At 40.3% G+C, this 22,835-nt stretch carries 21 protein-coding genes, 3 tRNA genes and 1 other RNA gene; 13 read left to right on the top strand and 12 right to left on the bottom strand.

What is annotated here, in order from left to right; genetic code table 11:
* Nucleotides 1-18: 18 nt before the first annotated feature.
* The 4 genes from F991_RS06660 to F991_RS06675 form a co-directional block, all read right to left on the bottom strand.
* Nucleotides 19-93: transfer RNA gene (locus F991_RS06660), tRNA-Gln, on the bottom strand.
* Nucleotides 92-925: a 4-(cytidine 5'-diphospho)-2-C-methyl-D-erythritol kinase gene (ispE, locus tag F991_RS06665; protein ID WP_004670045.1), complete on the bottom strand. Its 834-nt coding sequence runs from the start codon at nt 923-925 to the stop codon at nt 92-94. Before ispE ends, F991_RS06660 begins: the two co-directional genes overlap by 2 nt.
* Nucleotides 926-941: 16 nt before the next feature.
* Entirely contained in the window at nt 942-1,523 is a 582-nt protein-coding gene (lolB, locus tag F991_RS06670) for a lipoprotein insertase outer membrane protein LolB (protein ID WP_004670047.1), read from the bottom strand.
* A gap of 4 nt (nt 1,524-1,527) precedes the next feature.
* Nucleotides 1,528-3,246 carry a tetratricopeptide repeat protein gene (locus F991_RS06675; protein WP_004670048.1) on the bottom strand — a complete coding sequence of 573 codons (1,719 nt, stop codon included), beginning with the start codon at nt 3,244-3,246 and terminating at the stop codon, nt 1,528-1,530.
* 79 nt (nt 3,247-3,325) lie between these two features.
* On the opposite strand from F991_RS06675, the gene hemA reads away from it, so the two are divergent.
* Nucleotides 3,326-4,609 carry a glutamyl-tRNA reductase gene (gene hemA / locus F991_RS06680; protein WP_004670050.1) on the top strand — a complete coding sequence of 428 codons (1,284 nt, stop codon included), beginning with the start codon at nt 3,326-3,328 and terminating at the stop codon, nt 4,607-4,609.
* 9 nt (nt 4,610-4,618) lie between these two features.
* Here the strand turns inward: hemA and F991_RS06685 are convergent, their stop codons facing one another.
* Both F991_RS06685 and F991_RS06690 read right to left on the bottom strand, forming a co-directional pair.
* Entirely contained in the window at nt 4,619-6,499 is a 1,881-nt protein-coding gene (locus tag F991_RS06685) for a DNA primase (RefSeq protein ID WP_004670053.1), read from the bottom strand.
* A gap of 368 nt (nt 6,500-6,867) precedes the next feature.
* The gene (locus F991_RS06690) at nt 6,868-7,854 is read right to left on the bottom strand and encodes an outer membrane protein assembly factor BamD (protein WP_004670056.1); all 987 of its coding nucleotides are present in this window, start codon (nt 7,852-7,854) and stop codon (nt 6,868-6,870) included.
* Nucleotides 7,855-7,925: 71 nt separating this feature from the next.
* On the opposite strand from F991_RS06690, the gene rluD reads away from it, so the two are divergent.
* From rluD to F991_RS06705, 3 genes are all read left to right on the top strand, one after another.
* Nucleotides 7,926-8,975, top strand: coding sequence for a 23S rRNA pseudouridine(1911/1915/1917) synthase RluD (rluD, locus tag F991_RS06695; RefSeq protein ID WP_034595178.1), 1,050 nt, complete (start codon nt 7,926-7,928; stop codon nt 8,973-8,975).
* 24 nt (nt 8,976-8,999) lie between these two features.
* The gene (gene pgeF / locus F991_RS06700; RefSeq protein ID WP_004670060.1) at nt 9,000-9,740 is read left to right on the top strand and encodes a peptidoglycan editing factor PgeF; all 741 of its coding nucleotides are present in this window, start codon (nt 9,000-9,002) and stop codon (nt 9,738-9,740) included.
* A gap of 83 nt (nt 9,741-9,823) precedes the next feature.
* Nucleotides 9,824-10,390: a flavodoxin family protein gene (locus F991_RS06705; RefSeq protein WP_004670061.1), complete on the top strand. Its 567-nt coding sequence runs from the start codon at nt 9,824-9,826 to the stop codon at nt 10,388-10,390.
* Nucleotides 10,391-10,447: 57 nt separating this feature from the next.
* Here F991_RS06705 and smpB read toward each other — a convergent pair whose 3' ends face one another.
* Nucleotides 10,448-10,924, bottom strand: a complete 477-nt coding sequence (gene smpB / locus F991_RS06710) for an SsrA-binding protein SmpB (protein ID WP_004670064.1) — start codon at nt 10,922-10,924, stop codon at nt 10,448-10,450.
* A gap of 130 nt (nt 10,925-11,054) precedes the next feature.
* On the opposite strand from smpB, the gene coaD reads away from it, so the two are divergent.
* From coaD to F991_RS06740, 6 genes are all read left to right on the top strand, one after another.
* Entirely contained in the window at nt 11,055-11,546 is a 492-nt protein-coding gene (gene coaD, locus F991_RS06715; RefSeq protein WP_004670066.1) for a pantetheine-phosphate adenylyltransferase, read from the top strand.
* Nucleotide 11,547: 1 nt separating this feature from the next.
* Complete coding sequence (locus F991_RS06720) at nt 11,548-11,811, top strand: YfhL family 4Fe-4S dicluster ferredoxin (RefSeq protein WP_004670068.1); 264 nt, start codon at nt 11,548-11,550, stop codon at nt 11,809-11,811.
* Between the two features lie 26 nt (nt 11,812-11,837).
* Nucleotides 11,838-12,193: RNase P RNA component class A (gene rnpB / locus F991_RS16870), an RNA gene on the top strand.
* A gap of 62 nt (nt 12,194-12,255) precedes the next feature.
* Nucleotides 12,256-12,332: transfer RNA gene (locus tag F991_RS06725), tRNA-Met, on the top strand.
* A 169-nt stretch (nt 12,333-12,501) separates the two neighbouring features.
* Nucleotides 12,502-13,631 (top strand): IS3-like element ISAcsp5 family transposase gene (locus tag F991_RS06735; RefSeq protein WP_100222370.1). Its coding sequence is split into 2 segments (ribosomal slippage): nt 12,502-12,754 and nt 12,754-13,631, totalling 1,131 coding nucleotides; the frame shifts between segments, so codons are not numbered across the junction.
* A 255-nt stretch (nt 13,632-13,886) separates the two neighbouring features.
* Nucleotides 13,887-13,963: transfer RNA gene (locus tag F991_RS06740), tRNA-Met, on the top strand.
* A 114-nt stretch (nt 13,964-14,077) separates the two neighbouring features.
* On the opposite strand, the gene F991_RS06745 is transcribed toward F991_RS06740, so the two are convergent.
* Both F991_RS06745 and F991_RS06750 read right to left on the bottom strand, forming a co-directional pair.
* Nucleotides 14,078-15,109 (bottom strand): hypothetical protein, encoded by a 1,032-nt coding sequence (locus F991_RS06745; protein ID WP_004670070.1) that lies wholly within the window; start codon nt 15,107-15,109, stop codon nt 14,078-14,080.
* Complete coding sequence (locus tag F991_RS06750; RefSeq protein ID WP_004670072.1) at nt 15,102-16,727, bottom strand: NAD+ synthase; 1,626 nt, start codon at nt 16,725-16,727, stop codon at nt 15,102-15,104. The genes F991_RS06745 and F991_RS06750 overlap by 8 nt, the downstream gene beginning before the upstream one ends.
* Nucleotides 16,728-17,595: 868 nt before the next feature.
* On the opposite strand from F991_RS06750, the gene F991_RS17655 reads away from it, so the two are divergent.
* Nucleotides 17,596-17,772 carry a hypothetical protein gene (locus F991_RS17655; protein ID WP_004670077.1) on the top strand — a complete coding sequence of 59 codons (177 nt, stop codon included), beginning with the start codon at nt 17,596-17,598 and terminating at the stop codon, nt 17,770-17,772.
* A 7-nt stretch (nt 17,773-17,779) separates the two neighbouring features.
* Nucleotides 17,780-18,712: an IS5-like element ISAba12 family transposase gene (locus tag F991_RS06755; protein WP_051064200.1), complete on the top strand. Its 933-nt coding sequence runs from the start codon at nt 17,780-17,782 to the stop codon at nt 18,710-18,712.
* A 151-nt stretch (nt 18,713-18,863) separates the two neighbouring features.
* On the opposite strand, the gene F991_RS06760 is transcribed toward F991_RS06755, so the two are convergent.
* From F991_RS06760 to F991_RS06770, 3 genes are all read right to left on the bottom strand, one after another.
* Nucleotides 18,864-19,388, bottom strand: a complete 525-nt coding sequence (locus tag F991_RS06760) for a hypothetical protein (protein ID WP_004670079.1) — start codon at nt 19,386-19,388, stop codon at nt 18,864-18,866.
* Between the two features lie 74 nt (nt 19,389-19,462).
* The gene (locus F991_RS06765; RefSeq protein ID WP_004670082.1) at nt 19,463-19,915 is read right to left on the bottom strand and encodes a CopD family protein; all 453 of its coding nucleotides are present in this window, start codon (nt 19,913-19,915) and stop codon (nt 19,463-19,465) included.
* Between the two features lie 32 nt (nt 19,916-19,947).
* Nucleotides 19,948-21,177, bottom strand: a complete 1,230-nt coding sequence (locus F991_RS06770; protein WP_004670084.1) for a beta-ketoacyl-ACP synthase II — start codon at nt 21,175-21,177, stop codon at nt 19,948-19,950.
* 290 nt (nt 21,178-21,467) lie between these two features.
* On the opposite strand from F991_RS06770, the gene F991_RS06775 reads away from it, so the two are divergent.
* Entirely contained in the window at nt 21,468-22,817 is a 1,350-nt protein-coding gene (locus tag F991_RS06775; RefSeq protein WP_004670086.1) for an EcsC family protein, read from the top strand.
* Nucleotides 22,818-22,835 lie beyond the last annotated feature (18 nt).

A 22,835-nucleotide genomic window follows, 5' to 3' on the forward strand; every position in this document is an offset into this window, starting at 1 on the left:
ATATCTACAGATGAAAATTGGCAGGGGCGGCTGGATTCGAACCAACGGATGCCGAGATCAAAACCCGGTGCCTTACCACTTGGCGACGCCCCTAACGCATAACTTCGAAATTTCGTAAAGGTGATTCTGCTAAACTATTGACCACGTAAGCTTTACATGGTGCGTTTTGCAAGATCAACGCGATGTCCATCTCTTCGGTTACTTCAGTAAAAACACAAGCACCTGTACCTGTAAGCTTTGCTAGACCAAACTGATCTAAATATTGCATTGCTTCTTCAACTTCAGGATATAACTGTCGAGCCAAAGGTTCAAAGTTATTTCTAAAAAGAGAAGGTTGTAACTGATAGGCGCAAAATGTAGTGATCTTAGAATCTCTTGTCAATGATTTTTGTGAAAATAGCTGTTGAGTGCTGATAAAACAGTCAGGTTTTAAAATTATGAACTTTTTTTGCGCTAAGTCTATGAATGATAAATGTTCACCGATCCCTTCTGCCCATGCATTTCGTCCATAAACGAAGATGGGAACATCGGCACCAAGTTGTACGCCATACTCAGCGAGTTGTTGATCATTTAAACCGCATTGCCAAAGCTGATTGAGTACAATCAGGGTGGTCGCTGCATTGGAAGAACCGCCACCTAGCCCCGCACCCATTGGAATATTTTTTTCAATTTGGATCTTGAGACCACAGGGTTTTTTGGCATGGGGGCGGAGTAACTGGGCTGCTCGATAGATTAAATTCTGTTCGAGTTGTACTTCTGCTAAGCCTTGAATTTGAATGATTTCTTCATTAGTTTCTTCAAAAGTCATCCAGTCATACAAGTCAATCAGTTGAAAAATCGTTTGTAATTCATGATAACCATTTTCTCGACGACCTGTGATATGAAGAAATAAATTCAATTTAGCAGGGGAAGGGACTCTAATCATAATAGAATAATCTAAGCTATCGGTTTTGAATGACCATTGTAATACGGTTTTCTTGATCTTCGGCAAGCGCTTGTTTCAATAACAGCTTATTGGGTAGCGTTTGGGCATCGTTATAACTAAAGTCGACGGTCCAGCCATCTTCAATCAGTTGTTTTAAACGTTGGTTTTCATCTCGGGTTGCTTGCGCGTGTAGGGTCGCAGGTTTGGCCTGTACCCAATGTGTTAAATGCATAATAGGCGCTTGCCAACCTGTGGCTTTTTCTAATAATTCCTCAGGTGATGTTGCCGTAATTAAACCAGTTTTAGCACTATTGAGCGTGACCTCACCCGATCTACCCTGAATCTGTGTTTTTCCGACACCAAGGATGCCTGTCAGTTCAATATCAAATTGTTCTTGCTGTTGTATCCATGTGAAGAATGCACTACCAGACTGTTGTGGTGTGCGTACGCCAATTTTTCCTTGCAAACTGAAGTTGTTTTCATCCTGTACTTGGGGAGATGTAATAACTTTTTTGGGTTGGCTTAAATGTTGGCAGCCAGTTAAAAACAGCGCGCTACTGCTACATATTGCGACGCATAGTTTTGGAAAAAAACGCATGGATTTAACTCTTTTTTACAGTGACAGGTAAGATTAAGCTATCAAGTTGTTGTAATTGTGGGGCATTCGCATGTTTTTGTTTCAATTGCTGTAACACATCGCTAAATTGCGTGAGTGAACCTTGCATATACAGCGCTTTGGCATAGCGAACCCCGATATTGATGTTCTGACTCAGACCATAAGCTTGTTCAAGAACCGCAACAGCAGTATCAAAATCATTTTGCAAAAAAGCAATATAACCGAGTGTATCTAAAATAGATGCTTGTTCAGGCGCGTATTCAAGCGCTAGTTCTGCATATTTTCGTGCTTCTTTCAAACGGCGATTTTGTAAGGCGAGTGTATAGGCATAAGCATTTAGATAGGTTGGGCTATTCGGCTCAATCAATAACAATTGTTTTAAGGTTTTATCGAGCTTATCTCGGTCGGTAAATGGATCGAGTAATAAAACTTCGGCATAAATCAATTCAGGATCATCTGGAATATTCTTGATGGCTTCATCAAGCAACGCTAAAGCAGCTTTTTTATTGTCCATTTTCTTTAAAATATCCGCTTGGGCTTGATATAAGAAACTGGCGTGTTGCGGATAATTCACTCGCTCTTGTGTTAAAAAACGCAGCGCATCATTGAGTTGTTGTTGCTGTTCAAAAATAGAAATCATGTTGCGTCGAGAAACAATATATAGACTGCCATCGACCAGACGGTAATAGGCTTTTGCCGTTTCAAAATGTTGCTTACGTTGCGCATTAATTGCAAGGTAATAATAGGCCTCATTTTGGTATTTTTCAGAATGACGCAACTCAACCAGATATTGCTCGGCATGTTCGTATTGTTTGAGATCAATACTGGTCAAACCAGCAATAAATAAGGCATCTTCGGCTTGGGGATGATCTTTAATAATCGCTTTCAGCTTATCAAAAGCTTGTTGCTGTTGATTGAGCTGAATGTAGTAGCGCGCCTCTGCTAAACGGATATCAATATTATTCTTGTTTTTGCGACTGGCCTGAGCGAGCCATTTTTGAGTTGCGGTTTCATCACCTAAAGCCATGAGTAAATTGGCTTTCATTAAAACGAAACTCGTGGATTTTGAGCGTTTACGCAGTGCACGATTAATATTGGTGAGCGCTTGTTCATATAAGCCATCTTGTGCTTCTAACCCTGCGATGAGTGCCAAAATTGATGGGTTGTTTTTTTCTTTACTTGCACTGAGTGCATTTAATAAAATCTTGCGATCTTGCGCTTGTTCAGGTGCGATCCCAGCTAAAATTTGTTCTAAATCAGCAGTTGGATCAATATTTAAAATCTTATCCAGTGTTTTTGCGGCAAGGTCATATTCATGGGTTTTGAGCGAAATATGTGACAAGTAGAATAATGCAGGAACATCTTCTGGCTCTTGTTCAACCCAATGGGTGGCAATATCTAAAGCGGCTTGCAAATCGTCATATTCAAGTGCAATGTCTAGCGCGCGCTGTTTGATGGTGGTTGAATTGCTGCGAATCGCAAGCACAGTATAATTGTGCAATGCTGTTGGAATATCATCGTAGGCGAGAGAAAATTCAGCAACCATGCTTTGTTTCAGTGCGTATTCAAAGCTCTGATCTGCATACATGTCGTGTATTGCTTGTGCGGAGGCGTAAGCGCTCATACTACCTAACAATAAGATTGTGGTAGAATACCGTCTAATCGTCTTGCCGTGAAAATGGATACGGCGATATAGTTGACGCAATTTTTATTGATCCAAAGTAATGCTTTTTATGACACCGATGTTGCACAATAGCATAAATTTAGCGGAATGATGATCTGATATGTCTTTCTTTGCACTGGGTGTCAACCATCAGACAGCTTCTGTCGAACTCCGTGAGCAAATTGCTTTCAATGCAGAGCGATTGGCCACGCTATTGCTTGATCGACACCAACACCCAGCGCTTAAAGATATGGTGGTGGTTTCGACATGCAATCGGACGGAAGTGTATGCCATAACTGAGGATGCGGATAGCGTCCTGCATTGGCTCGCCCAAGTGAATAATATTGATGTTAAACAATTGATTCATCATGTTTATCGTTACGAAAATGCCCAAGCTGTTACACATTTGATGCGCGTGGCAAGTGGTTTGGATTCACTCATGCTGGGTGAGCCACAAATCTTAGGGCAAGTGAAAAGTGCATTAGCCCTGTCTAAAGATGCCGAAACCATTTCTCCAGAGTTAAATGGTATTTTTGAATATGCTTTTTATGCGGCGAAACGCGTTCGCTCAGAAACCTCTGTTGGCAGCCATGCTGTTTCAATGGGGTATGCAGTTGCTCAGCTCGCTTCTCAGGTCTTTAGTCATCCAGAAAAATTAACAGTGATGGTGGTTGCGGCAGGTGAGATGAATACTCTTGTTGCCAAACATTTGGCTGAAATGGGAGTGGCTAAAATCATTATTTGCAATCGTAGCCGTGAACGAGCTGATCAATTGGCACAAGAACTTGCACATCAAGCTGATGTTGAAATTATTTCTTTCTCAGAGTTAGCACAAAATTTACATAGAGCTGATGTGATTTCAAGCTGTACAGGTAGTTTGCATCAAGTGATTGAATATAATGACGTTAAAGTCGCATTAAAAAGACGCCGTTATCAACAAATGCTGATGGTTGATTTGGCTGTTCCACGCGATATAAATCCGAAAGTAGAATCATTGGATAACGTTTATTTATATGGTGTGGATGATTTACAAAGCGTCATTGAAGAGAACTTAGCGCAACGACGTCAGGCTGCTGTTGAAGCCGAGATCATGGTCAATCAATTGGCGACTCAATTGATGACCCAACAAAAAGTCAAAGAAGCAAGTGGCACGATTCAAGCCTATCGACAACATAGCGAAGAAATAAGTCAGCATGAGTTGGCACATGCTTTAGAGTCATTACAACATGGTCATGCACCTGAACAGGTTTTACAAGAATTTGCCCACCGTTTAAGTCAAAAGTTAATGCATCCTACTTCGATTTTATTAAGAGAGGCTGCCAAAGCTGAAAATCCTGACTACTTCGAATGGTTACAACAACATCTGCACGACGTATTTGAGCATGAACGTAAGCCGAAACAGTAAAGCTTGTGACTAAGACAATAAGCGTAGACTAATTTGTTTCGTTAGTTCATTGAGTTGCTGACGTAAATTACGTGATTCAATTAAAGAAATTGGTGATTTAAGTTTTAATCTTAAATATTTTTCTTGTAGTCCCAAAGCATATTCTTTTGCCAGTTTATCTGCAATTTCAGGCGCTTCAGTGAGTGACTGAATATTGGTACGCTGCATAATATCGGCAAGCTCATGAGCATAGCTGCTACATGCACCAAGTACATAATAGGTTGCTAACTCTTGATCATCAGGTAAATCATCAAACACAGTATTCAGTACTGCCAATATTTTGGCTAAGAGTTCAGTTGGATCAATGACCGCACGAAGTTCTTCAAAGTGAATATACAGATAAGGGTGATGCATTAATATTGCAATCGCAAAGTCTTCATCTTTGGTGTGAATATTGAAAGATAAAGATGCATCATGGCTGACTTGAGGAGTAAAACGTTTGCCTAGACCTAATTTTTCACGGAAAGATTGTGTCAGCAAATAACGAAATGAACCATGCTTCGGCAATAATTCTGTCAATTCACGCAGTTCTCCCATCACTAAGCTTTTACCTTCAGGTGAACTGATGTCATGCTGTCCAGTCAGATGGGCAAATACAAAGTCAGAGAGTAGAGGCGCTTGTTGTAATAATTTCTGGAAACTTTCTAAACCTTCACGACGAATTAAAGAGTCTGGGTCATGTTCATTTGGAAGTACGAAAAACTTTAACTCACGTCCATCGTTGAGTAAGGGGAGTGCGATTTCCAAAGTTCGACGTGCTGCTTTTTGTCCCGCAGCATCACCATCAAAGGCGATAGTGATTCGTGAGTTTTGTTTAAACAAGGTATTTAAATGATCTGCATTACTTGCAGTTCCAAGCGTCGCCACTGCGCCATTGATGCCATACTGCTGTAGGGCAATCACATCCATATAACCTTCAACCATTAGCCAGTCATTGGCTTTTTGTTTACGCCCTTCGTATAGCCCATAAAGCAATTGATTTTTATGAAAGACTTCAGAATCTGGGGAGTTGATATATTTAGGTTTGATCTCATTGTTGAGTGCACGACCACCAAAACCGACCACTCGACCCTTATGGTCACGAATCGGAAAAATTACCCTTTCACGTAATAAATCAAAATCTCGACCGCTATCACTTGAGCGAATCAGCCCCAGTTGTTTCAAGCCTTCAATATCTTGAGGAAAGGCTTTTTCGAGATGTTGCCAATCTTCGGGTGCATACCCTAAACGCCAAAATTGAATGGTTTGAGCAGATAAACCGCGCTGTTTAAAATAATTTTGTGCCTTTTGATTATTGGGTAATTGGCGTTCATAAAATTGCGCTACATTTTCCAAAAGGTCATATAGATTTCCTTCCTGCACATATTCATCCCTGTTAAATGATGGATCAAATTGGGCAAAAGGATCATCCATGTAGCGATCCATATCAACAAAATGACCATCAATTGGTTCATCAATGACGGCTGGATTTGGCGTTGGACTATGAGTTGTTTGTGTTGGTGGATTCACCGCTACTTGGGTACTACGCTTATAAGAAAGTTTTTTATTGTCATGGTTGTCTTTGGGTAGCTCGACGCCCGTTTTATTTGATAAGTCCTGCATCACATCGACGAAGTTCCGACTATCAATATCCATCAAGAATCGAATTGCATTGCCATTGGCCTGACAGCCGAAGCAATGGAAATACTGTTTGTCTCGATACACATGAAAAGACGGTGTTTTTTCTTGATGGAATGGGCAACAGCCTGAATAGGTTCTTCCTGTTTTTTTTAACTTCACACGCTGACCGATCAAATCGACAATGTCGGTTCGATCTAAAATTTGATCAATCGTATGTTGTGGAATAGCCATAAGGTTTAACCAATAAGAAGAATTAAATGTCTTTAGCGGAGTCTTGTTTAGCGCTCATCCAATTTTAGGATAAACCTTCGGTTCGACCTACTTTGGTTTTGCCCAAATGAGAAGCAACGCTTCGCAAGAAAGGCATCTTGCGCTGCTATAATCGCAGCTCACCACAAAACCTGTTCACTTTATGTATTTCTTTAAATACAGTATTTAGTATACAAGCCTTGTTACTCTTTTGATACCACGCAGGTTGTGGGTGACGTTTCCGAGTATCGTATTGCAGGGGAAATTGTATCTGTGATTTAGTAACTAGAAAATGAAAAACAGGCAAGGGGTGACTTGCCTGTTTGCCGAACTAGATTGTGATCGCAGGATTAATTTGCGGCATCTTCTTCGCTAGTTTGTTCAGTTTCTGGTTTGTCGAATAAACCAAAACTTAAGCGATTGGTTAAACTGCGTTGTTGCTCAGTTTTAACATCATTTTCTTCAGTTTCGACAGTTTGAGACTCACGACCCAATAAACCTAAGGTAGCGCGATTGACCCAACTGCCTTCTTTACGTGCTGCACGTAAATTCACGTCACCATTTGATTTGACCAAATTTGGATAGTTCAATTTTAATATTTCAACGTATTGTTGTGACGTTGCTTTGTCACCCAGTTTGTCATAGCTATAAGCAAGTGTTGCTAATGCTTCCGGCGTTTGAGGCGTTTGAGGATAATGTTCAATCACCCATTGTGCACGCTCAGCAGCAGCAAGCCATGCTTTACGCTTGATATTAAAACGTGCTGCATTCATTTCATTTTCAGCAAGTTCTTGACCAATAAATTTCATCCGTTGCGCAGCATCAACCGAATACTGGCTGCTAGGAAAACGACGGATTAAATCAACAAAGTTTTGATAAGCAACTTTGACATAGCTCACATCACGGTGTGATTGTTGTAGTGATGTATAGCGAATCAAGCTATCGTAATTCATTTCCATATTCGCAACACCGCGAACATAGTAGGCATAATCAACATTTGGATGTTGAGGATTTAAACGAATGAAACGATCTGCAAGCGCGATTGTCCCTTCATAATCCTTTTGTTTAAATTTGGCATAGAGAAGTTCGAGTTGCGCTTGTTGCGTGTATTGACCAGTCGGATAATAGGTATCCAAGGCTTCCAGTGACTTTACGGCATCAGTGTATTGATTGCGCTCTAGCGATTTTTGCGCTTTTTCAAAATAAATTTGTTCACTCGATTGTGGTCCTTTATCAACCACTTCTTTCTTGCTTGGATTGCTGCTACAGCCCACAAATGCAGATGCCACACCTAAAGATAGTGCAAGCATCGTAATTTTATAACGTGGTAGCGACATAAAAACTCCTCTGTTATTCTGGGCAATGAGCTACAATGGTTGTATTAAACCATTTTTGTACCGATCATCAAATGACTTCAGCACAATCTTCCAATTCAAACGTATCTGAAACAGATTTCTTACTCGAAGAATCTGTCGATGCAGATAATCATACTTCTGACTCAACTGCAACACGTTTATCGTTGCAAATTCAACTCGATGAAGACTATTTAGGTCAACGTATTGATCAAGTAGCGGCATTGGTTTGGAGCGAGTTTTCTCGTGAAAAACTTAAACAGTGGATGAAAGACGGCCATCTGTTGGTAAATGGTAACATTGTTAAGCCCAAGTACCGCTGTGAAGGCAATGAGTTACTCACACTCGATGTTGAGCTTGAAGCGCAAACCTCGAGCCAACCTGAAAATATTCCACTCAATATTGTCTATGAAGATGATGATATTATCGTGATTAATAAAGAAATCGGCATGGTGGTTCATCCGGGTGCGGGTAATCCCTCAGGAACACTGGTCAATGCTTTACTTTATCACTGTCCTAAACTTGCGGAGCTTTCTCGTGCAGGTTTAGTGCATCGTATCGATAAAGATACCAGTGGCTTGTTGGTGGTTGCGAAAACATTAGAAGCGCAATTTTCACTCAGTAAACAACTGGCAAAGAAAACGGTTTATCGTGTTTATGATCTTGTTACATACGGCAATATCATTGCGGGTGGAACGATTGATGAACCGATCAAACGCCATCCTGTTGATCGTGTCAAAATGGCGATCCTGCCAGGCGGGCGCGATGCTGTGACTCACTATAATGTAAAAGAGCGTTTCCGAGACTTTACTCGTGTACAAGCGCAATTGGAAACAGGGCGTACGCATCAAATTCGTGTGCACTTTAGCTATCTTGGGCACGGACTCGTTGGAGATCCTGTGTATGTCAACCGTGTGCGCTTTCCAGCTGGGGCTTCAGCAACCTTAACTGATATGTTGCGTAATTTTAAGCGTCAAGCCTTACATGCCGCAAAACTTGGACTCGTTCACCCACGCACAGGTGAAGAAATGATGTTTGAAGCGCCGTGGCCTGAAGACTTTATTAAATTACTTGAAGTGCTTCGTAGTGAAAATGAGGCTTATTAAGCAACGATGTTAAGGAATTAAGGCATGGAATTTGTACAAGGTTTGCCTAAAGGTGTATACGTTGGGCAGACACGAATTGAACACCCTCAAATGATTGCAACGGACAATAAAAATCTTTATGGTTTTAATTTGGCATTGCATGTCAATGATGATGTGCAACGTGTTCAACAGCATCGTATGGTGTTGTTGCGTGAGTTGTCTCAGTTCGGAGTGGATAAACTGACATGGATGACTCAAACGCATAGCACCATTTGTCATACGATCAATGAACAAATTCCATTTACCGCGCTTGAAGGTGATGGCTTAGTCACGCAGCGTACAGGTCATGCCTTAATGATGATGACAGCTGATTGTTTGGCTGTGGTATTGGGCAATGCCGAAGGAAATGAAGTTGCCAATCTTCATGCAGGTTGGCGTGGCTTGGCCAGTGGTATTGTTGAAAACACAGTCAATGAAATGCAATCACAGCCGACTTGGGCATGGTTAGGTGCCGCGATTAGCCAACCTTGTTTTGAAGTTGGTGCAGAAGTAAAAGCGGCTTTTTGTGATAAATATCCCGAACTAGAAAGTGCTTTTATCGCTGGTCAGATTGAAGGGAAATACCAAGCTGACTTATATGCGATTGCTCGATTTATCCTCAATCGTTTAGGGGTTGAGACGATTCTAGGAGGAGATCAATGCTCTTATCAACAGGCGCAAGACTACTTTTCTCATCGCCGTGATGCGAAAACAGGCCGCATGGCGACCTTTGTTTTTATGCAATAAATTGCATTCTTTATGCGCTTGATTCGCCTTGTATCTGAGAAAAATGTTAAACTTGATTCAATTCATTGGTTTTTAAATTTTCCATGTTCGTTATTGATCAAGACACTCCCAAAGTTAAAGTTTGTGTGATTTATCATAGTCCTTATGGTCATACAGCTAAAGTCGCGCAACATATAGCGCAAGGTGCAGAGCAAGCTGGTGCAGAAGTTCACCTGATTTCTGTTGCAGCACCGCTATGGGAATTGCTTGATCAAGCGGATGTTTTAGTCATGGGCTGCCCAACGTATATGGGGAGTCTGACCTCTGCATTAAAACAGTTTATGGAAGATTCTTCTAAACGCTGGTTAGCACGGTCATGGCAAGGGAAACTGGCTGCTGGTTTTACCAATGGCGGTGGGCTGAGTGGTGATAAGCTCGCGGTATTGCAGCAAATTAATTTATTTGCGATGCAACATGGCATGTTATGGGCAGGATTGCCATTTATGCCGACAGGGCGCAGTCCACAGGATATTAACCGTATGTCGAGCTTTTTAGGTTTGATGACACAGTCTGATAATGCCAGCGTAGAAATCACGCCACCTGAAGGCGATCTGGAAACGGCACGAAAATTTGGGAAATATTTGGCTGAGCTAAAGTTAAAGCATTTATAAAATGAATTTTTCAGCCATAAAAAAACCTCCAATCATCATGATTTGGAGGTTTTTTTATTACTTATGCAACATTCTTGATTTGTCACGTTGCCAGTCACGGTCTTTTTCCGTGGCACGTTTGTCATGCAATTGCTTACCTTTTACCAGTGCAATTTCTAGCTTAACCAAATGACCTTTCCAATAACAGGCTAAAGGAACACAGGTATAACCTTTTTGGTTGACTGCACCTAATAGGTGTTCTAATTGACGACGAGAAAGGAGCAACTTACGCGTGCGGGTTGCTTCTGGAACGACGTGCGTTGAGGCAGACAACAAAGGCTGAATTTGTGCACCAAATAAAAATGCTTCATTATTTTTAAAAGTCACATAACTTTCAGTTAAGCTCATCCGACCAGCGCGTAGGGATTTAACTTCCCAGCCTTGCAACGACATGCCAGCTTCAAATTTTTCTTCAATAAAGTAATCGTGACGCGCTCTTTTGTTTTGAGCAATCGTGCCACCATTATGTTTTTTTACTACTGTTGCTTTCGCCATAATTCAAACTTCCACAATTGTGCTTATTGTGCCGTAAAACGTAATCTTTTTCCATCATTTAGGAATTTCGCGTTTATGCTTAACTTTTGTTAAAATACCCAACTTATCTCATTGAAGCAGAGTACAACGCATGTCTAAAACACGTGTGATTTATCCAGGGACTTTTGATCCAATTACCAATGGACATGTCGACTTGGTTGCAAGAGCATCAAAAATGTTTGATGAAGTGGTTGTTGCGATTGCGATTGGTCACCATAAAAATCCAGTGTTTAGCTTAGAAGAGCGTGTAGCATTAGCCAAAACATCATTAAGCCACCTAAATAATGTAGAATTTGTGGGGTTTGATGGTTTGTTAGTCAACTTCTTCCGTGAACAACGTGCGACAGCGGTACTGCGTGGTTTAAGAGCAATTTCAGATTTTGAGTATGAGTTTCAGTTGGCAAATATGAATCGCCAACTTGATCCACAATTTGAATCGGTTTTTTTAACGCCATCTGAGCAATATTCATTTATTTCATCGACTTTGGTCAGAGAGATTGCGCGTTTAAAAGGTGATGTAGCTAAATTTGTGCCTCCCGTTGTGGTTGAGGCTTTTGAACGTAAACATCAACAAGGCTGGTAACGTGTCCTTATATATTACAGATGAATGTATTAACTGTGATGTCTGTGAACCTGTGTGCCCCAATGAAGCGATTTATATGGGCGAGCTGATTTATGAGATTGATCCTGCACTTTGTACAGAGTGTATCGGGCACTTTGATCAGCCACAGTGTCAGTTGTTTTGTCCAGTGGATTGTATTCCACTGGATCCTCAGCATGCCGAATCACATGATGAACTCATGCAGAAATATAAAAAATTAACAGCGCAAAAAAAATCGAGCAATTAAGTTCGAACTTTGCTAATATGCGCGACGAAGTGGGCTGGACGGTCGCTGCTGTGGAGGTCTCCGTGACTGAAACAGGGGAGGAAAGTCCGGGCTTCATAGGGCAGGGTGCCAGGTAACGCCTGGGCGGTGTAAACCGACGGCAAGTGCAGCAGAGAGTAGACCGCCTCATTCGTGAGGTAAGGGTGAAAGGGTGCGGTAAGAGCGCACCGCGTGTCTGGTAACAGTTCACGGCAAGGTAAACCCCACCAGAAGCAAGACCAAATAGGAATCCTGAGGCACGGCCCGTGCTGGATTCGGGTAGGTCGCTTGAGCGTACGAGTGATTGTACGCCTAGAGGAATGATCGTCCTCGACAGAACCCGGCTTACAGGCCCACTTCCCAGATTTTTTAAAAATTGTGCTTGACGTGTGTAGTAAAAGTTTAGATAATGCGCGCACAGTTTTCGGCTATGTAGCTCAGTTGGTTAGAGCACCGCACTCATAATGCGGGGGTCACAAGTTCAAGTCTCGTCATAGCCACCATTTTATAGACCACGCTCCTGCGTGGTCTCTTTTTATCTGCTGTTTTTGTCAAACTTAAAAAATTATTTTAATCGTTAACTTTGATGTGGTTCTAGGATTTTAGACCACGCCTATAAGTGATAATCTACTCCCCAATAAGCATGGGAAATGCTTGTTTTTGGAGTCAACCATGACACGAAGAAAACGTCGTAATCATTCAGCAGAGTTTAAAGTTAAAGTTGCTCTCGCAGCAATTAAAGGCGACCACACACTCGCTGAACTTTCTACTCAATTCGATTTACATCAAAACCAAATCATCGATTGGAAAAATCAACTGCTTGAGCAATCAGTCAATATTTTTTCACGACCAACAGCACAACAAGAACCAGAGATTGACCTCAAAGCTCTACATGCCAAGATAGGACATCAGGCATTGCAAATTGATTTTTTAGAAGGTGCGCTCAGAAAAATAGGGCAGCTGAGCGGCAAAAAATGATCGATAAGACCCATCAACTTTCGGTACGACAACAATCGCAATTGATTCAAATCAATCGCAGTACGTTGTATTACAAGTCCAAAGAGATTTCATCAACTGATTTGAGTTTGATGCGCCTGATCGATGAAATTCATCTCGACTACCCATTTATGGGCAGTCGAATGATACGAGATATGCTACAGCGTCAAGGGCATCAAATAGGTCGGCGTAAAGTCCGACGTTTAATGCGCTTGATGGGAATACATGCCTTGTATCCAAAACCCAATACCAGTAAGCCTAATCTTGCACACCGTATTTTCCCATATCTGTTGAAAAACATGGTCATCGATCACTCTAATCAAGTCTGGTGTACAGATATCACGTACATTCCTATGGCTAAAGGCTTTGTCTATCTGTGTGCAATTATAGATTGGCATAGTCGTAAAGTACTGGCTCATCGTGTATCGATCAGTATGGAAACAGGCTTTTGCATAGATGCGTTGCAAGAAGCAATTGTGAAATATGGTTGTCCTGAGGTGTTTAATACAGACCAAGGCAGTCAATTCACAAGCGAGGCATTTTTGAATGAGTTAAAATTGCGAAATATCCGTATCAGTATGGATGGGAAAGGACGATGGATGGATAATGTAATGATTGAGCGTTTATGGCGCAGCGTGAAGCATGAGGAAGTCTATTTGAAGGCTTACGATACGGTTAAACAAGCGAAACAATCAATTGCTGAATATTTGGATTTTTATAACATGATACGTCCTCATTCAAGTTTGAATAAGGCAACACCGGATGAATTTTATGATCAACATTTACTAAAAGTAATGGCAGCATAATTTAAATATTTAGAGCGGATTTATCACTTATAAAACTGAATTGAGTGGTCTAATTAACGGAACCACATTAACTTTTTGGATTTTTAAATTCAATCTATTGGAAATATTGATTGAATTTTAATATGTGTTGTTGCTTGTGCTGAAAAATGAACAATCGCAAATTAAGCGCGTAAAAAATGTGCATATGTTTTGTATTTTCAAAGTCATAGGCTTGACCTACTCAGTAGAACCCTAGATAATGCGCTCACAGTTTACGGCTATGTAGCTCAGTTGGTTAGAGCACCGCACTCATAATGCGGGGGTCACAAGTTCAAGTCTCGTCATAGCCACCATTTTATAAACCACGCTCCTGCGTGGTTTTTTTTATCTGTTATTTGTATATGGATGATAAATTGGAGCGCTAAAAAAGCCCGTCAATAAGTCATTTATGGACAGGCTATTATTTTTTATAAGTGTTTTTCGATGCAGGCTAAAGTCTGGGGATTTTCATAGAAAGGTTTTAAAATCATGGTGATGATCGGTTCCAAAACACCGTGTTCATCTAAAGCCGCCACAACCTTTGGATAAAAACGAACAGCTTCATTTTGAAGGTCGCTTTCTTCTAGTCCAATTGCAGTGAAAACATCTTCTAAGCTTTCGTCTTTATAAAAGTCATAAAAGACTTTTACGCCATATAAAATAAGATCTTGAAGGAATGAGGATTGGCGTAATTCTTTCCAATATTCGTAGATCATGACAAAGAATTCTTCGACATCGAGTGGGGTGACTTGCTTGGTATACTCTGATAGCGGTTTGGCTTTGTTGTCATCCCAAATATTACGTGCAAGGCTTTCTAAATCATCATTTGAAAGTAGGCTTAAATCGACGAGTTGTTCTTGAATAAAGCGAGCAATACTTTCTTCTATTTTATGTTCGATACGCTGTTGTTGACGGTGGGAAAAGGTTTTTAGTTTTTGTTGCCATTCATATTTGCTGTCAGAAATTCGTTCTTCATCTGTTTGTGAAAATAGTTTTGGTAATTTATTTTGCAGTGTTGTTGTTGCGATGTATTGGCAGAGCTGTTGAATCGATGGGCTTTCTTTTAAGAAATGGTTTAGGTAATGGCGAATATTTTCAAGTTCTAAAAATTTAGACAGCCATATTTCAAATTGTTGATCTGAAAATACATCCTGTAATTGTGCTGATGACTGCAAAGAAAAGACATGAAGTTTTTGTGCGATTTCACCAATAAACTCTAATAAACCTGCGCCTAACTGCATCTCAAACGCATAGCGTTTAACAACGGCTTGGATTTGTTCTAACTCAATGACTTCTTTGAGTTGAATATTGGGTGCGTGTTGTAAAAAAAGTTGAATGAATTGCTGAAAAAAATCAGCAGAAAGTTGCGTGGTGAGTTGAGTTTTATAAAATGAAACTTGCTCAAGCAAAAGTGCTTGAGCAAGTAATTGTGACTTTTCAGAAACAATTTGTTCAGTCATTCGCGGTCCATCCGTTGACGATAGGGTAGCGTCGTTCGCGATTGAAAGCACGTGAACTAATACGTGGCCCAATTGCGCCTTGACGACGTTTATATTCATTACGATCGACCAAGCGAATCACTTTTTCTACCACTTCGGCTTGGTAGCCTTTTGCGATAATGTCTGCTTGGCTGAGATCTTCTTCTATATAAGCATATAAGATTGCATCAAGTACATCATAGGCTGGCAATGAGTCTTGATCTTTTTGATCAGGACGTAACTCTGCTGATGGTGGTCGAGTGATCACACGTTCAGGAATCACAGGTGTTTCACTCAGTGTATTACGGTATTTTGCGAGTTCAAATACAATCGTTTTGTAGACATCTTTCAGTACAGAGAAGCCACCAACCATATCACCATACAACGTACAATAACCGACAGAGATTTCAGATTTGTTACCTGTAGATAGAACTAAATTACCAAATTTATTGGAGAGTCCCATCAACAGTGTGCCACGCGTACGCGCTTGTAGGTTCTCTTCAGTTGCATCCGCAGGACTATTGCCAAAGAATGGAAATAAGGTTTGCATGAAGCTATTTACGATCGGATGAATTTCAGCGATACCAAATGTCACACCCATGCGACGCGCTTGTTCTGTCGCATCTTCTACACTCATTTGAGAGGTGTAGGTATAAGGCATCATCACCGCTTGTACTTTATCTGCTCCAATCGCATCAACAGCAATTGCAAGTGTCAAAGCTGAATCAATACCGCCAGACAGACCTAAGATAACACCAGGGAAGCCTGAGCGTTGAACGTAATCACGGGTTGCCATGACCAGTGCTTGATAAATCTCAGCAAAAGTATCTAAAGTTGGTGTTGTTTCTGCGGTTTTAAATTGTTTTTGTTCTGCATCATATTCTGCAAAATAAACAGATTCTTGGAAACTTGGCGCTTGGAGCGCAACTTGCCCGTTGTTATTACTTACAAAACTAGAACCATCAAAAATTAAGTCATCTTGTCCGCCGACTTGGTTCACATACACAATATTTAAGCTCAATTGTTTTGCAAGTTCATTCAAGCTTTGAATACGATGCTGTGGTTTGCCAACTTCATAAGGAGAAGCATTGAGGATGAGTACAGTTTCAACATTGAGCTGGCTGAGTTGTTTTACTGTATTCAATGACCATACGTCTTCGCAAATCAGCACACCAAATTTGTGACCTTGATATTCAAATACCAGATGTTGATGACCTTCTTGGAAGTAACGACGCTCATCAAACACACCGTAATTTGGCAAGTTATGTTTATTGTAGATTCCTAGAACTTGTCCATTCTTCATTACCGCAGCAGAGTTGTAACGCTGGCCATCTTCAGTTTGATTTACAAAACCGAATACCATAACGATATCTTTGACTTCACTTAATTGAGCAAATGCTTTCTGGGTGCGTTTTTGTAGATTTGGGCGAATTATCAAATCTTCGGCAGGGTAACCGAGTGTTGATAGTTCAGGGAAGATGATTAAATCGGCCTTTTGTTGTTTCGCTAAATTAGCTTGTTCAACCATCTTTTGAGTATTTGCGTCAATATTGCCAATATGCGGAGAGAATTGAGCAAGGGCAATTTTAAAATTTTTCATTCAAACCTAATCCTAAGTCTTAACTGATGCTGATATACAAGTTTTTGATTTATATAAGTATAGTTTTAAAAACATGTGTATATCATGGCGCCAAACATTCTATATCTAGAAGAGAAATCATAAGTTGACTAATATATACTAAATGCACATTTTACTGCGTAAAAATAACAAGTTTTTCTGTATAAAATACGAAGATGTGTAGGTGGTTTTTCGTATTTTGGCGTGTTTTCGTGCTTATGCTGTGATTGTGAATCGCTTTAATCATGCAACCTGAGTTTTTTCATACCATTTTCTCAGGTGTAAATGACATATCAATGACGAGAAAAGCCAGCTTTAAATGAATTTAAAAAATAAAAAATAATCAGAAAATGAGTTTAATGGGTTCTTATTAATGATCTTTTAAAACTATTATTACATTTTATTCAATAGCTTATGTTTTTCTGGTTATTTTATATACCGTTCGTCGGGAATCTCTTTGCGACACTTGAGTGTACATTCGTGCACTGCTATTATCCTAATCAATGTGAACACATGTACACTGTGGTGAAAATCCTAGCATGTGGTGAATAAACAAAAGAGAGGTAACACATATGTCAATTTTATTTTTTCTTATCATTGCATCAGTTCTAGCGATCGTTGTCGGACGTTTAGGTACGATTTTATTGCAATATAAAGAACAACAAGTTTGATCTTGTTTAATTTTTAAGGAGACGAATATGTCAATTATATTATTTCCAGTGGTAGCCGCAACTTTAGCAATTGTTGTTGGTCGTGTCGGGACAGTGATGTTGCAAAAGCAAGATCAATCTAAATCGAATTAATACGATTTTAGCTGTCACCTATAAATCAAATTAGAGAGGTAAGCCTAATGATAGTTCCAGTAATTTTATTTCCTGTCGTTGCGTTTGGATTAGCAATTGGTATAGGACGTGTTGGTACAATTGTTAAAGATGCAATGCGTGTAGATTTTACGACTGAAATGGATGATAGTCATGAACGGCTTTGTTGCACAAACCTATCTGTAAAGGGTTTTTCAGCGATATAATTTTCAAATGAAGAAGCCTGCACACAAAATCTACCGCACAACCAATTGGCCCGCATATAACCGAGCACTCATGAGTCGCGGAAATATTGCCATTTGGTTTGATCCTGCTACGCAATGGTATGCTCCGTCCATCGGTAAACAAGGGCGAAATCAAACCTACTCCGACGCAGCCATCCAATGCTGCTTAATGATTAAATCCTTATTCCGTCTGTCTTTACGTATGGTCACTGGCTTTGTGCAAAGTCTGATTAAACTTTGCGGATTAAATTGGATAGCTCCAGATTACACCACGCTTTGTAGAAGACAAAAGCATATTGATATTGTAATCAGCTACCAAAAAAGTAGCGATGGGCTGCATCTACTCATGGACTCTACAGGCATGAAGTTTCTAGGTGAGGGCGAATGGAAACGCAAGAAACATGGACCTGAATATCGTCGCCAATGGCGTAAACTTCATATTGGTATAGATGCTAAAACCCTACAAATACGAGCAGTTCAGCTTACAACCAATAATGTCAGTGATTCACAGGTGCTTGGTGATTTACTTAATCAGATTCCACAAGATGAGCAGATTAACTCTGTTTATACCGATGGAGCTTATGACACCAAGCAATGCCGTCAGGTCATTGCAGATCGGCAAGCGCATGCGGTGATTCCACCTAGAAAAAATGCGAAACCATGGAAAGATACAAAGAGTAGCTCGCTAGAGCGAAATGAATTACTTCGAACAATTAAACGTTTAGGCAGGACACTATGGAAAAAATGGTCAGGCTATCATCGGCGAAGTTTGGTTGAAACTAAGATGCATTGCATCAAATTATTAGGAGATAAACTCAGTGCAAGGAGTTTTGATAGCCAAGTCAATGAGATCCATGCACGTGTGGCAGTCCTTAACAGATTTACGGAATTAGGTCGACCACTTACCCAAGTTACGCCTTAAATTTGGCTCAATTAGGGGCGCTTTGCATTTCAAATCTTTGTGCAACAAAGCCGTCATGAACTCAAATCTGAAACTCGCAAAGGTTCTGCTGCGTAAAGCTGATTGCGATTTACTTAAATAAAAAGCCCTGTAGATAAAATGACAGGGCTTTTTATTTTTCCAAAATAATATTAGGGATTTTCTTCAGAAAAATATCGCGAGCAATATCACCTTGTTGTTCAATGTTGTAATCATTAAAAGCTTTGCCTGATATAAATTGGTAGTGATAGGGATTGTATTTTTTAAAGCTTAAATAATAACCCAATTGTAAAATTGCCCCTTTAAAAATGACATTGGTATGTTGCTGATGCTGCAAGATGTGGGCAAGTTCGTGGATAAAAATTGCTTTTAGGTGAATTGGGCAGATTGAATAATCTGGACAATAATTTTGCTGGTGTACAAATAGGTTGCCGTTCGGCGCAATGAAAATATTGACGGGCTGCCACGGTAAGTAGGGAATATTAAAAATTCTAACTTGTGAATAGTCGATAAGATTGCCAAAGACGGGGCGAGCCATCTCAATCTCAGCTTGAGTGAGTCCGCGATAAGCAAATTCATTTATTTTAAAAAAAACAATCAAATTTGAAATGAATCTCGCTTTTAATTTTTGAGTTAATCGATACCAAAGTTTGGACATTTTGAGAATCTAAGGTGGATGGTGTTTAAAAAATATCTAGGTTTTTAATATTGAGTCTAAAGAAAAAACCCCAGTTAAAACTGAGGTTTTACAACAACTAAAATGATGATAGCAAATAAAAGCAGCGTTGGCATTTCATTGAAAAAGCGCCAAAACTTATGCGATTTGTAGTGCGCGTTGCCAATCAACTTTTTGCGATAATAACCGCACACAAAATGGTAAATTACCAATAGCCCGACTAAGCCGACTTTAAGATAAAACCATAATGCTTCATGGTAATGTCGGGTTGCATCGCCCCATTCAACGAGAAAGTGGGCAGTCACTAATGTGGCAATCATAGACGGCCACATGATACCGCGATACAACTTACGCTCCATGACTTCAAAGCGTTGATGACTAATCGCATCTTCACTCATGGCATGATAAACATAAAGACGTGGTAAATAGAACAATGCAGCGAACCAACATACCACAGCAATTATATGTAATGCTTTTACCCACAAGAAAGCATCAGAAGGTGCATCCATCGATAATCCTACGTGTGTATTTCACGTGGGATTTAGGCATCCCACTTCTTGAAAATAAGGCAGGCATTAACGCCGCCAAAGCCAAAACTGTTACTCATCACAGTATTCAGTTTTGCATCACGTTTTTCAAGTACAATATCGAAACCTTGCGCGCCTTCATCAAGCTCAGTGACATTGATGTTCGGTGCAATAAAGTCATTTTGTAACATCAAAACAGAGTAGATTGCTTCGTGAACGCCAGCAGCACCTAAGCTGTGACCAGTCATCGATTTAGTTGAGCTTACAGGTGGAACTTTACCCTCACCAAATGCACGCTCCATGGCTTTAAGTTCGGTAATGTCGCCCGCAGGAGTTGAAGTACCATGTGTATTTACATAATCGATTGATTCAACGCCGTGTTGTTTCGCTTCTTCGAGTGCCATCAAGATACAGCGAGTTGCGCCTTCGCCACTCGGTGCAACCATGTCTGCACCATCACTATTTGCTGCGTAGCCAACAACTTCAGCTAAGATTTTTGCACCACGTGCTTGAGCGTGTTCGAGAGATTCAAGAATTACGAAACCACCGCCACCTGCGATTACGAAACCATCACGGTCTTTAGAGTAGGGGCGTGAAGCAGTTTCAGGTGTGTCGTTATATTTAGAACACAAAGCACCCATTGCATCAAACAGTAAACTTTGTGACCAGTGATCTTCTTCACCACCACCTGCGAGCATAAGATCTTGTTTACCTAAAGCAATGAGGTTATATGCATAACCGATTGCATCAGCAGACGTTGCACAAGCACTTGCGATAGAGTGAGCTACGCCTTGAAGTTTAAATGCAACACCGACGTTTGCAGTAATGGTATTTGTCATGTTGCGAGGTACGAAGAACGGACCTACTTTACGTGCGCCTTTCGTTTCTAAAAGTTCAGTCATTTCTACAACAGAAGCAGTTGAACCGCCGCCGCTACCACCTGCAATACCATAACGTGGGTTATCACCTAAGTCTTCTGCTTTTAAGCCTGCATGTTCAACAGCCGCAACAGCAGCATTGTAGGCATACATCGCACAAACACCCATAAAGCGTTTTACTTTACGGTCAATACCATCAAAATCTTGCTCTGCGGCTGCGCTGACATGGCTTTTAAAATTCAGTTCGGCATAAGTTGGGTTAAAACGTGTCCCAGAGATTCCATTTTTTAACGAATGAGTGACCTCTTCTAAAGAGTTACCGATGCATGAGTTGATGCCCATACCAGTGATTACAACACGTTTCATTTACTGATCCCTTTTATGGTAATACTAAGCCTTGTTTATCATCTCTATGAACAATAACGAGGAGAATATAATGATTAAAATGGCTTATGAGTGAATGACATCATGATAACAGAAAGGTTTTTTATTTCTTATGGCAAATTTTATGTCTATTTTCAGTTGTGTAAATATTCGTAATGATCCGTGAGCTAGAACAGAAACACGATGAAAGTATACAGATAAACATTGAGATAAATCTGTATTCAACCTAGTATTTACCTAGAAATGCACAGAATATAGAACAGAGGTACTTGATGACAAAATCTAAAAACAAACCATCTTCGGGTTTATTTGCACAAGCCTTTGGAGTGGCTAAAAAGCTCAGTTCGGAATTGCAAAAATTACAAGTTGCCCCAACGACTTCTGGTGTAGCAGGTCTTGATTCATCCAATGTGATTGAAGGAAATGCACGTTTGAAGGGCTCGTTTGAGGTGGAGAAATATGAAAGTCCGCAACAGATGTTGCGCCAACAATTTCCCAAATTATCGCACCAACTGTTGGGTCGTCACTACACCAAAGTCAATAATGTGGCCACTTTTATATCTCCTGATTTAAGTGAAAAAGTCTCAGACTATTTATTTCAATGGTTAAATGAATTTAGTTCAAATAGCTCAATGACTGAAAAAATCCTTGAAGAAGCTGGCGTAACCGCGATCGCTGAGTTAACCAATGATACTGGGCGTTCGCAACGTTTAAGCCAAGCATTGATTGAACAAAATAAACTATTGGCTGCTGCTCAGGGTTTAGTGACAGGTGCTACGGGTATATGGGGTGCCGCGATTGACATTCCTGCTTCAATTGTTTTGGCACTGAGAACGATCTATCAAACAGGTCGCTCTCATGGGTTTGACTTAACCGAAGAAACTGATCAAGACGTTGTTGCTTTTATTTTTAAAGAAATAGATCTAGGCATTGTTGCTGAGAAACAGACATTGTTGCTTGCTTTGAAAGCCCTTAAATCCATGTTGGAAACTCATGATTTACAGCAGTTTCAACAAATATTGGGTTCAAATAATGATATTGAGCTCGTCAAAAAATGGTTAGTGGATGAGGAGGGCCAATTTAAATGGGGATGGCTGAATCGTATTCCGCAAGTTTCTGTGATCGGAAAATTAACGCCAGTTGCTGGTGCTGCATTGGGTGGTTTTTATAGTTGGCGGTTTTTGGAAGATGTTGGACATAAATCTCAATCGGTCTTTGGGGCAGCACGTTTCTATTTAAATGAACATCCATCAGAGAATATTTCGCCATTAGAAGCCTATTATAAAGCTGAAGACTTATTGAAAAAGGCGAATCCGAAGCGATTGGGTGCTACAAGTGCTGAGTCACATCAAGCGATTGTATCGGATGATGTGAAAAATAATGTGATTACCAATGTCACTGTCCAATTCAAAGAAGATGTGAGAAAGCAAACTCAAAGTGATGAAAAAGTCGAGGATGGTATCCAACAACTTGCTGAGCAACATGTTGTTGAACATGAGCATACTGAACAACAACCCGCTTTAAAAGTAGAGCAAAATGAGTTGTTTGCGGATGAAGATCAAGAGGCTGTGAGTGAGAAAAAAACCATTGATATAGAGCCTGCTTCAACAAAACATAGTTAAATTTTTGATGATGTATCG

This window comes from Acinetobacter sp. CIP-A165 (assembly GCF_000367985.1).
Classification (GTDB): Bacteria; Pseudomonadota; Gammaproteobacteria; order Pseudomonadales; family Moraxellaceae; genus Acinetobacter.